The sequence below is a fragment of the Acutalibacter sp. genome, assembly GCF_056800975.1.
In genome coordinates this window covers 21,767-32,717 of record NZ_JBQISV010000016.1, presented here as the reverse complement: position 1 = coordinate 32,717, position 10,951 = coordinate 21,767, and the positions used below count along the sequence as shown (strand labels likewise).

The 10,951-nt window shown below is 60.2% G+C and carries 8 protein-coding genes; 6 read left to right on the top strand and 2 right to left on the bottom strand.

Annotation, left to right across the window (positions count from 1 at the left end; genetic code table 11):
* A complete protein-coding gene (locus ACTO5E_RS03345) occupies nt 1–171 on the top strand; it encodes a helix-turn-helix domain-containing protein (RefSeq protein ID WP_482301567.1) in 171 nt (56 codons plus the stop codon).
* Nucleotides 172–661: 490 nt separating this feature from the next.
* Here the strand turns inward: ACTO5E_RS03345 and ACTO5E_RS03340 are convergent, their stop codons facing one another.
* Together ACTO5E_RS03340 and ACTO5E_RS03335 are read right to left on the bottom strand one after the other, a co-directional pair.
* Nucleotides 662–1,642: a glycosyltransferase family 2 protein gene (locus ACTO5E_RS03340; protein ID WP_482301566.1), complete on the bottom strand. Its 981-nt coding sequence runs from the start codon at nt 1,640–1,642 to the stop codon at nt 662–664.
* Nucleotides 1,639–4,455, bottom strand: a complete 2,817-nt coding sequence (locus tag ACTO5E_RS03335) for a YfhO family protein (RefSeq protein ID WP_482301565.1) — start codon at nt 4,453–4,455, stop codon at nt 1,639–1,641. The genes ACTO5E_RS03340 and ACTO5E_RS03335 overlap by 4 nt, the downstream gene beginning before the upstream one ends.
* 476 nt (nt 4,456–4,931) lie before the next feature.
* Between ACTO5E_RS03335 and yfbR the strand changes: the two genes are divergently transcribed.
* From yfbR to murD, 5 genes are all read left to right on the top strand, one after another.
* Entirely contained in the window at nt 4,932–5,552 is a 621-nt protein-coding gene (yfbR, locus tag ACTO5E_RS03330; protein WP_482301564.1) for a 5'-deoxynucleotidase, read from the top strand.
* Nucleotides 5,549–6,565, top strand: a complete 1,017-nt coding sequence (dusB, locus tag ACTO5E_RS03325; RefSeq protein WP_482301563.1) for a tRNA dihydrouridine synthase DusB — start codon at nt 5,549–5,551, stop codon at nt 6,563–6,565. Before yfbR ends, dusB begins: the two co-directional genes overlap by 4 nt.
* Complete coding sequence (locus tag ACTO5E_RS03320; protein WP_482301562.1) at nt 6,562–7,296, top strand: NAD-dependent protein deacylase; 735 nt, start codon at nt 6,562–6,564, stop codon at nt 7,294–7,296. Before dusB ends, ACTO5E_RS03320 begins: the two co-directional genes overlap by 4 nt.
* Nucleotides 7,297–7,574: 278 nt before the next feature.
* Nucleotides 7,575–9,347, top strand: a complete 1,773-nt coding sequence (locus tag ACTO5E_RS03315; RefSeq protein WP_482301561.1) for an ABC transporter ATP-binding protein — start codon at nt 7,575–7,577, stop codon at nt 9,345–9,347.
* Between the two features lie 7 nt (nt 9,348–9,354).
* On the top strand, nt 9,355–10,725 hold the full coding sequence (gene murD / locus ACTO5E_RS03310; RefSeq protein WP_482301560.1) for a UDP-N-acetylmuramoyl-L-alanine--D-glutamate ligase: 1,371 nt from the start codon (nt 9,355–9,357) through the stop codon (nt 10,723–10,725).
* Nucleotides 10,726–10,951: the final 226 nt, after the last annotated feature.

Here is a 10,951-nt window from a genome sequence, read left to right as displayed (position 1 = left end):
ATGACCCGCTATGAGCTGGCAAAGCGAACAGGGATACAGTACCACATTGTTGACAACTACTACAAAAACAAGGTGGTGCGGTATGACAGCTACATTCTGCTGCGCATCTGCACAGTGCTGGACTGCGGCATTGAGGAGCTGATTGAGATCAGCGATGAGGGCGAAAAATAGAGCGGGCCGCCTTATCTCCTTATAGAGATAGGGCGGTCCGCTTTTTTTGCAAGAATGCTTTTTTGTTTGGCTTCTCTTGACAGGTGTATCAGCAAGCTGTTTTGTCTGGGGGTTCCGGCAGCGAACAGGCCGCTGGTCTCCCTTCCGCCGTTGAGCCTTTTGTCCTGTTTTAGTCGGCAGCGAGAGGGCCGCTGGTCTCCCTTCCGCCGTTGGGCCTTTTGTCCTGTTTTAGTCGGCAGCGAGAGGGTCGCTGGTCTCCCTTTGGTCGACCTCGCTAGGTAGTACGGCGGCGCAGCCTTACCCCGTTCTGAACTGTGTGGTGGGAGTGAGATACTGCCTCGCACCGTTGCTTTCTGCGCCGCCTAAGTTCAAGGTCAAGGTCGCGAGACGCTGTCTCGCGCTCTGCCACCTTTGAAAAGGTGGACGAAACTTTTGATTCGCGCATCTTTGCTTTTTCTTCGCTTTGGCTTTTTTGCCCGCGTTTTGGCTGCTATTTGTCCTCTTCTTTGCCGCCGTTCTTCAAAAACGCCTCCACCCGATACCGCGGCCGCGCCTTGACCTCGCTGTATATCTTCCCAATATAGCCCCCCACAACACCCAGGCACAGCATTTGCAGCCCGCCCAGCAGCCAGATCGAGCACACAATCGCCGTCCACCCGGACACCGTCAGCCCCATGAAGTAGGAGACAAGCGCATACAGCAGCCCCACCACGCTGAGCACCGACACCAGAATGCCAAAGTTGGAGATGAGCTTCAAAGGCTTTACGCTGAAGCTGCTGATGCCGTCCAGGGCAAAGGAGATCATCTTTTTCAGGGGGTACTTGGACTCTCCCGCAAAACGCTCGTGCCGGTCGTAGTACACATAGTCGCTGCGGTAGCCGATGAGGGGCACCATGCCCCGCAAAAACAGGTTGACCTCCTTATACTCCGAGAGGCCCTCCAGAGCCCGGCGGCTCATCAGCCGGTAGTCGGCGTGGTTAAACACCACGTCTACCCCCAAAAGCTTCATCACTTTGTAGAAACCTTCGGCAGTGGTGCGCTTGAACCAGGTGTCTGTCTCCCGTTTGTTGCGCACTCCATACACCACGTCACAGCCCTCTTTATATTTCTGGACAAACTGGTCCAGAGCGTCCACATCGTCCTGCAGGTCCGCGTCCAGGCTGATGGCGCAGTCGCACAGAGGCATGGCGGTCATCAGGCCGCAGAGCAGGGCGTTCTGGTGGCCCCGGTTGTGGGCCAGCTTTACCCCCTCCACATAGGGGTTCTCGCTGTTCAGGCGGGCAATCAGCTCCCAGGTTCTGTCCTTGCTGCCGTCGTCCACCAGCAGCATACGGCTGTGCTCGTTGGCAAGGCCGGCAGCGCGCATGGCGTCCAGCTTTTGGGTCAAGCGGCCGACAGTCTCAGGCAGTACCTCCTCCTCGTTATAGCAGGGGATCACCAGGTACACGGTGGGGTTTTGTTCTCGGTTCATTCCGCATTCTCCTTTGCTTCTGACTTCTGTTCCGGCGTTTCTCCTTCTCCAGACCGCTGGGGCCAGGGCCGGGGCTGCATACCGCCCCAGTCTCTGGCCCAGGACTTGGCTTCCTCCTTCACAGGGATGCCCTCCCTCATGGGGGCGTCCACCTCAGCCACAGTGGCAGGGGTGTTCTCCCTCTCCCCCTCGGCCACCATCTCCGTAATCTTAGGGGGCTCCGGGGCAGAGGGCGGAGGAGCCTCCACCCTGGGCTCAGGGGGCATGGCCGGGGCCCTTCTGGGGGCAGGCAGCGGGGCGTCCGGCGGGGGCAGGGCAGCCTGGGTCCTCTGCCGGACCCGGATCGGCCCGCCCCGGCGGAAAGCAGCCCCCCTCCTTTTCGCGTAGGCCCCAAAGCGCTCCGCCCGCATAAGCCGGGGAGGCCGGGGCCCCTCAGGGCCGGTCCTTTTCAGCCGCCGGGCCAGAGTAAGGTAGCCCACCAGCCCCATCAGAGACAGCAGGGTGATCAGGACGCCTGTGCCCAGGCCTGGGGTGGAATAGGTAAATTCGATCTGCACGCTCTCCCCGGCAGGGACCAGCACAGCCATAAAGCCCACGTTCACCCGAAGGATCTCCGTGTCCTGTCCATTGACAGAGGCGCTCCATCCCGGCTCCCAGGGTACGCTGAAGAACACCAGTCTGTCTCCCGGCGCATCGATCTGGGCGGTAAATCCTGTGTTTGTGTAGGTAAAGGAGGAGCAGGCCCCCTGGGCCCGCTGCTGGCAGTCCGCCAGATAGTCCTCTTCGGTAAAGCTCTGCCAGGTATCCGGCAGAGGCTGAAGCACGCTCTGCACCTTCTGCACGTCCTCATCCTCCACCACAATGGCCCGCAGCATGGAGAGCTCCCGGGTGCCGGCGCTGGTGTCGCTGCCCTCGGTGCGGCCGTCATACTCTGAGCGGGTCTGGTAATACTCATAGGTAAAGCCCATGGGGATGTAGTACTGGTTTTCCCAGATATCATACCCATTGGCATTGCCATAGTAGCCCCAGCCGGGCATAGCGGGCTCGTCCAGGTCTGCCCCAGCAAAAAATTCAGAGTCATGGTCCTCGTCAAACAGCCACCGCACCGACAGCAGCCCCCGAATGGGATAGTGGCTTACCTTGGGCCGTGAGCCCACGTCCCGCTGCACGCCAATGGAGTCGTAAAAGTCCATCACCGAGCCGGGCACAATGCTGTGAAAGGCCTGAATGCTGGGAATCTGCCAGAACATGGCGGCGTTGTCCATAGACTCATAAAAGTCTGAGCGGCAGCTCTGCAGGTCGCTGATGGGCACATTTGCCCCGCCGTTGAGCTCATAGGGAATGATGTGGTCCCAGGTATAGTCGCTCTGGGTTTTGCCAATGGCGATGAAGAAGATGGAATAGAGCACCGCCACCAGTGAAAGGCTCCACATGGTCCCCCGCTTGAAGGCCTCCCGGCTCTCCCGGCGGAAGGTGAACAGGTACACCACCAGCCCCAGGCAGATGAGCGAGATGGCCACATAGGTCCAGAAGCGGGTGGGGTAGTCCTCCAGGCCCATGCTCCAGAACTCCTTGCCGTCCACTGTCTCCTTTACCGGCATAAAGCCCACCACCAAAGCAATGGCGCAGGTGATGACAAAGCACCACAGAATGGACCGCCGCCAGTCCACCCGCTCGTTCTCCAGGGCCATCACCGTGGCCAGGGCCATCATCAGGGTGAGCATATAATACCAGCGGGCGTAAAAGGCGGAGTTCATCATCTGGAAGGAGGCGTTGAGGAAGGGCACCAAAGCCATGGCGAACAAAATCCAAAGCATTTTTTTCAGCCAGTGCTTACGCCGCAGCTGCAGCCAGCCGATAACCCCCGTCATGCCGAACAAGGGCAGCCAGGCCCCCAGGGAGGACCACTTGGACTCGGAATCGGGGGTAAAATTGGGCCGGGCAGGCAGGTCGGGCGGGAAGAAGAAGCACTCGATAATGTGCAGATACCGCTGGTTGCGGTTATACAGCACCGCGTTCCAGCCGTTGATCATGTTGTCCACCCGGTTGTTCTGCACCACTGCCAGCACCGAGGGCGCCAGCAGCACACAGCTGAGCCCCACCCCGATCACCGCCTCCAGGGCCAGCAGGAAAAAGTCCTTCCAGGAGGTCTTCCAGCTGCCGCAAATCAGCCGCAGGAAGAAATAGACCAGGCAGAAGGTGACCTGTCCCACAAAAAAGTAGTAGTTCACCAGACAGCAGGCAAACACAGCCAGGGCGAACAGGCCCCGGCGGCGGTTCTCCATATACTCGTCCAGCGCGGCCAGCAGAAGGGGGAAGAAGACAATGGCCTCGTGAAAATGGTTGAAGAACACATTGTACACCGAAAAGCCCGAGAAAGCGTACAGCACCGCGCCGATCAGGGCCGTGTCCGGCGACTTGGTGTAGCGGTGGATGTAAATATAGCCTGTCAGCGAGGCGCAGGCAAATTTCAGGATGAGCAGGGGCCCCATGAGAAACTGCAGCCACTGGGAGGGGAAGGGGATGGTGAGCCAGAAGAAAGGGCTGCCCAGCAGATAGAAGGAGTAGGAGCCAATGAAGTTGGCCCCCAGGTCCGTGTGCTGGTTCCAGCCCAAACGGCCCTCCCGCACCGCGTCATGGGCCAGGCGGTAGAAGGGGACCTGCTGCACATTGAAGTCGCCATAGAACAAAAAGCGGCCTCCGTCCACCAAAAGGAAGGGAAGAAAAATGAGGAAGGACAGGCCCAGGCCCAGGGCAAAGGACTTGAGAAAGTAATTTTCACGCCAGGAGCGTTTTTGCTGTGTATTTGCCATGCTGTTTGACCTCGAATGGAAGGATTTGGGTGGTACTTGGAACAAGTATAGCACAAAACACAGTGGGAATAAAGTGTTTTTTGCTGGTTTTCCCTTTCGCTCGGAGGAAGAATGTGGTATAATGTGCTCTGGTGAGCACAAGGAGAAGCCCAGAAGCGCGAAGCGCTTCTCTTTTGCTGCGCATGACTTGGCGATGCCAAGTTACAGCGCCGGACTTCTCCATAAAGATTTGTGGTATAATGTACTTTGACAACCACAGACGCCAGCCCTGCGGCGGAAGCCGCTTCTCTTTGCGATTGCAGGCGTCATGTCCCCAAAAAATCTTATCCTCCCGCGCTTGGGCAGGCTGGGACTTTTACCATAAACCAGAAGGAGCGTTTTGAAATGCACCCACAAAAAATATATCCCCCCACCCGGTTTTGCACCATGCAGGCGGCGTTGGCCGGTCATAATCAAACGGTGTGGGAGGGCTAGGCATGTACCACTTTTTTGCCATGCTCTCCCGCATGAAATATATCAACCGCTGGGGCCTGATGCGCAATACCCGGCATGAAAACCTCAGCGAGCACTCGTTAGAGACTGCCATTGTGGCTCATGCCCTGGCGATAATCGGCAACACGAAATTCGGGCGCAAAGCAGACCCCGAGCGGGCGGCTGCGCTGGCCCTGCTCCATGACGCGGGAGAGATCATCACCGGGGACCTGCCCACGCCGGTGAAGTACTACTCTCCGGACATCCGCGCCGCTTATGGAGAGGTGGAGTCCATGGCCGTGGAGCGGCTGGTGTCCATGCTGCCCCCTGAGCTGCGCCCCGCCTACCGGGAGCTGATGACCCTCTCCGCCCCAGGAGACCAGGAGCTGCTGCCCCTGGTAAAGGCTGCGGACCGGATCTCGGCGGTGATCAAATGCATGGAGGAGCGGCTCAGCGGCAACCAGGACTTTCGGGAGGCGGAGGAGAGCACCTGGCGGGCCCTGAAGGAAATGAACCTGCCGGAGGCGGAATACTTTATGCGGGAATTTCTCCCCAGCTATGGGCTGACTCTGGACGAGCAGAACCAGCGGCCCGCCGGGTCCGGAGGAAAGGAGAGTGCGCAGTGAAGATCGGGAGCCTTGAAATTGCCGGGCCCGCCGCTCTGGCCCCTATGGCCGGGGTTACTGACGGAGCCTTTCGCCGGGTGTGCCGGAATTTCGGCGCAGCCTATACGGTCAGCGAGATGATCAGCGCAAAGGCCATGGAGTTCGATGACCGGAAGACCGCCGCCCTGGCAGACCTCTCCTTTGACGAGGGGCCGGTGTTTCTGCAAATTTTCGGCAGCGAGCCCGAGGTGATGGCCCGGGCTGCGGCAAGACTGGCCCGGCTGGGTCCGGCGGGCATTGACGTCAACATGGGCTGCCCTATGCCCAAAATTACCGGGGGCGGGGCGGGCAGCGCCCTGATGAAGAACCCGGAGCGGTGCGGGGAGATTGTCGCCGCCATAAAAGCCGCCTGCGGCCTGCCGGTGACTGTAAAGCTGCGGGCCGGTTGGGACCGGGACCATGTGAACGCTCCGGAGACCGCAAAAATCTGCCAGCAGGCCGGGGCGGACGCGGTCTGCGTTCACGGGCGCACCCGGGACCAGCTCTACCAGGGCCGGGCGGACTGGGGCGTGATCCGGGCGGTAAAGGAGGCTGTGGACATCCCGGTCATTGGCAACGGCGATGTGACAGACGGCCCTGCCGCCGGGGCCCTGCTGGCAGAAACCGGCTGCGACCTGGTGATGGTAGGCCGGGGCGCCCTGGGCAACCCCTGGGTGTTTCAGCAGGTAAACGCCTGGCTGGGAGAAGAGGCTCTGCTGCCGCCCCCTGGTCTGGCCCAGCGGCTGGTGACCCTGCGCCGCCACATGGAGCTGATGTGCCAGGAAAAGGGAGAGCCCCGGGCCATGCGGGAGGCCCGCAAGCATGTGGCCTGGTATTTGAAGGGGATGCGGGGCGCGGCGGAGCTGCGGCGGCGGGCCGGAGCCCTGTGCACCATGGCGGAGCTGGACGCCCTCATTCTGGACGCCTACCGGGCAGGGGCGGCGGAGCCGGAAGGACCGGAGCAGCTGCAAAAAACAGAGGAGGCGGTTTTATGACAGACACCCAAAGGCTGAGCCAATGGCTGCGGGAATGCAGGCACAATGTCTTTTTGGGGGGCGCGGGACTGTCCACAGCCAGCGGCATCCCGGACTTCCGCAGCGCCCATGGGCTCTACACGGAGAAAAAGCAGGGCGTCTCCTACGAAGAGATGCTGTCTCACGACTATTACCAGCGGCACACCGCCGCCTTTTACGACTTTCTCCGCAACGTAATGCTGTACCCGGACGCCAAGCCCAACCGGGCCCATTACGCTCTGGCCAAGCTGGAGCGGGAGGGCCTGCTGGAGGCAGTGGTCACCCAGAATATTGACGGCCTGCACCAGATGGCCGGGAGCAAAAACGTCATTGAGCTGCACGGCAACGAGAACCGGTATCTCTGTCAAAATTGCGGCCATGTCTACAACATGCGGTATGTGATGGAGTGCGAGGGTATTCCTTACTGCAGCTGCGGCGGCCAGCTGAAGCCGGACGTGGTCCTGTACGGGGAGATGCTGAACCAGGAGGACCTGAGCCGGGCCATCGCCTATGCGGAGAGGGCGGAGCTGATGCTGGTGGCAGGCACCTCCCTGGTGGTATACCCGGTGGCAGGGCTGGTGCGGTATTTGCAGGAGGGGGCGCGGCTGGTAATCGTGAACCGGGACCCCACGCCCTATGACGGAGCAGCAGACCTGGTCATCCGCAGGGACCTGGTGGAGGTGCTGGCGGAGGCTGCGGAGCTGGACGGGTAAGACCTCTTTCTGCTGCCGGCTGGAAGGCCGGCGAGCGCAGACGCGGGCCTGGCAGCTGTGGAGCGGCGAGCGCTCTGTTTGCGGCTGTCAGATGCAGAGAGGCTCTCCCCGCATCCCGTTCGAGAAAGGAAACTAAAATCTGCCGGAGCCTGACCCGCCCGGACGGCCCAGCTTTTCCCACGCTCCCCTCCCTTTTTCCCTTTGCATTCTCCTCCCGGTTGTGTTACAATAAATGGGATTATGATTTTCACATTTCATTTGGGAAAAGGAGAATGACAATGGAACAGCCCGCGGCACAGTCCGCAAAACGCAGGGGCCTGGTGCGCAGGTTCCTGCCCTATTTCAAAAAATATGTGTGGGTGCTGGTCTTCGACCTGTTCTGCGCGGCTCTTACCACCGTGTGCGAGCTCACTCTGCCCCTGCTGGTGCGCTATGTCACTGACATGGGCATCAACGACCTGGCCTCTCTCACCCTGAGCCTTGTGCTGAAAATCGGCGCGCTCTACCTGTTCCTCTGCCTGGTAGACGCGGGGGCCACCTTCTTCCGGGCCTCCATCGGCCACATTATGGGCGCCAGAATGGAGACCGACATGCGCACCGACCTGTTTGCCCACCTGCAAAAGCTCAGCTTTCACTATTTTGACAACACGAAGGTGGGACAGATCATGTCCCGCATTACCTCAGACCTGTTTGACGTGACAGAGTTCGCCCACCACTGCCCTGAGGAGATCTTCATGTCCGTCACCAAAATTGTGGGCGCTTTCATCATCCTCTGCGGGGTGAATGTGCCCCTCACTCTCATCGTCTTCTCGGTGGTGCCCTTTATGGTGCTGGCTGCAGCCTGGTTCAACATGAAAATGCGCAGCCAGTTCCGGCAGCAGCGGACCCAGATCGGCGAAATCAACGCCCAGGTGGAGGACAGCCTGCTGGGTGTGCGGGTGGTCAAGTCCTTTGCCAACGAGGGCCTGGAAACAGAAAAGTTTGAGGCCGGCAACAAAAAATTTTTCAACATCAAGCGGGGCCGCTATTACCTGATGGGCGGCTTTGAGGCCACCAACCGCATGTTTGACGGGCTCATGCACTTTCTGGTGCTGCTGGCGGGGGCTATCTTCATGATGAGGGGGGGCGTACAGCCTGCCGACCTGGTGGCCTACATGCTGTATGTGGGCACGCTGATTACCTCCATCCGCCAGCTGGTGCAGTTTGCCGAGCAGTTTCAGCAGGGCATGACGGGGATTGAGCGCTTCTTTCAGATTATGGACGCAGAGGTGGACATCTTTGACGAGCCCGGGTCAAAGCCCCTGCAAATCAAGGAAGGCGGCGTACACTTTGAGCATGTGGGCTTCAGCTATGCCGACGACGGCAGGCAGGTGCTCTCTGAGATCAACCTGGACGTGAAGCCCGGCCAGAACGTAGCCCTGGTGGGCCCCTCGGGCAGCGGCAAAACCACCCTGTGCAACCTGATCCCCCGGTTTTATAACCTGACCCAGGGACGCATCCTCATTGACGGGCAGGACGTCAAAAATGTCACCCTGCGCTCTCTGCGGGAGCAGATCGGCTTTGTGCAGCAGGATGTGTACCTGTTCTCCGGCACAGTGCTGGAGAACATCCAGTACGGCAAGCCCGGGGCCAGCCGCCAGGAGGTGGAGGAGGCCGCCAAAAAGGCCGGGGCCCACGGGTTTATTACAGAGCTTGTCAACGGTTATGATACTTATGTGGGCGAGCGGGGGGTCAAGCTCTCCGGCGGGCAGAAGCAGCGCATCAGCATTGCCCGGGCCTTTTTGAAAAACCCGCCCATTATGATTCTGGACGAGGCCACCAGCGCCCTGGACAACGAGAGCGAAAAGCTGGTTCAGGCCTCTTTGGAGCAGCTCTCCCGGGGCCGCACCACCTTTACCATTGCCCACCGGCTGTCCACCATCCAGGGGGCCACCGTGATTCTGGTGCTGACGGAAAAGGGCATTGAGGAAAAGGGCACCCACCAGGAGCTGATGGAGAAGCGGGGCGTCTATTACCACCTGTACAGCGCCTACAGCGGCAAGAAGGAGTGAAAAGACAATGAGCATGTCAAAGCAGCAGTCTTACCAGAGTCTGGCTGGCAGACGGGTGGCCTTTTGCGGCATTGGCCGCAGCCACCTGCCGCTGATGGAACTGTTCGCCGCCCACGGGGCCCGGGTGACAGCCCGGGACAGGCGCGGCTTTGCCCAGCTGGGGGAAAACGGGGAAAGGCTCCGGGCTCTGGGGGTTGAGCTGATTCTGGAAGAGGACTACCTGAAGAATCTGACCGAGGACATCGTCTTCCGCACCCCGGGCATGCCCTTCCATCTGCCGGAGCTGGAGGAGGCCCGCCGCCGGGGGCAGACTGTCACCAGCGAGATGGAGGTGTTCTTCGCCCTATGCCCCTGCAAGCTCTACGCTGTCACCGGCAGCGACGGCAAGACCACCACCACCACCATTCTCTCTGAATTCCTGAAGGCCCAGGGCAAGACCGTGCACCTGGGGGGCAACATCGGCAAGCCCCTGCTGCCGGAGATCGATACCATCGCCCCAACCGATGTGGCGGTGGCGGAGCTGTCCAGCTTTCAGCTCATCTCCATGCGCAGCAGCCCTGATGTGGCAGTGGTGACCAACCTGGCCCCCAACCATCTGGATATTCACAAGGACATGGCGGAGTATGTGGACGCCAAGAAGAATATTTTCCTCCATCAGGACGGCTTCAGCCGCACCGTGCTCAACAGCGACAACGAGATTACCGCCGGCTTTGCCCCACAGGTTCGGGGAGACCTGTGGGAGTTCAGCCGCAGAGAGCAGCCCGCCCGGGGGGTGTTCTGCGACGGGGAGACCATCTTTGTCCACGGCGAACCCCTGATGAAGGTGGCGGACATCAAGCTGCCCGGCTGGCACAATGTAGAGAACTACATGGCGGCCATCGCCGCGGCCTGGGGGGATGTAGACCCGGAGAATATCCGCCGGGTGGCGGCGGAATTCGGCGGGGTGGAGCACCGGATGGAGCTGGTGCGGGAGCTGGACGGGGTAAAATACTACAACGACTCCATCGCCAGTTCTCCCAGCCGGACCATCTCGGGCACACTGGCCTTTTACAAAGAAAACCTGGTGCTCATTGCCGGGGGCTATGACAAGCACATTCCCTACGAGCCTCTGGGGCCGGCCATTCGGGGGCGGGTGAAAACCCTTGTGCTTATGGGGGATACGGGGCCCAAGATCGAGCAGGCGGTGAGAGAGGCCCAGGGCGGCGCCCTGCCGGAGATTCTCCACGCCAAAGACATGGAAGAAGCAGTGGCCCTGGCCCGGAACGCGGCCCGGCCTGGGGACGTGGTGTCCCTGTCCCCGGCGTCAGCGTCTTTTGACATGTACCCGGGGTTTGAGGCCAGAGGGCGGCATTTCAAGGAGCTGGTGAACGGGCTGTAAGGGACAGCCGGAACAGTCAGAAAAAAGAAACCGAGATTATTATGCTTAGAGCCTATCCCGGAATGAGACGTGCGCAGATTGCGCAGTCAGATTGATCGTCAGATGGCGACAAAATTTTGCAGGCAGGCTGACGCCTGTCAAGAAATTTGGGCGCTATCTGACGGAAAATATGCAAGCAAGATGCGTGCGGATCATTTCGGGATAGGCTCTTAGACCAAAAGAAGTT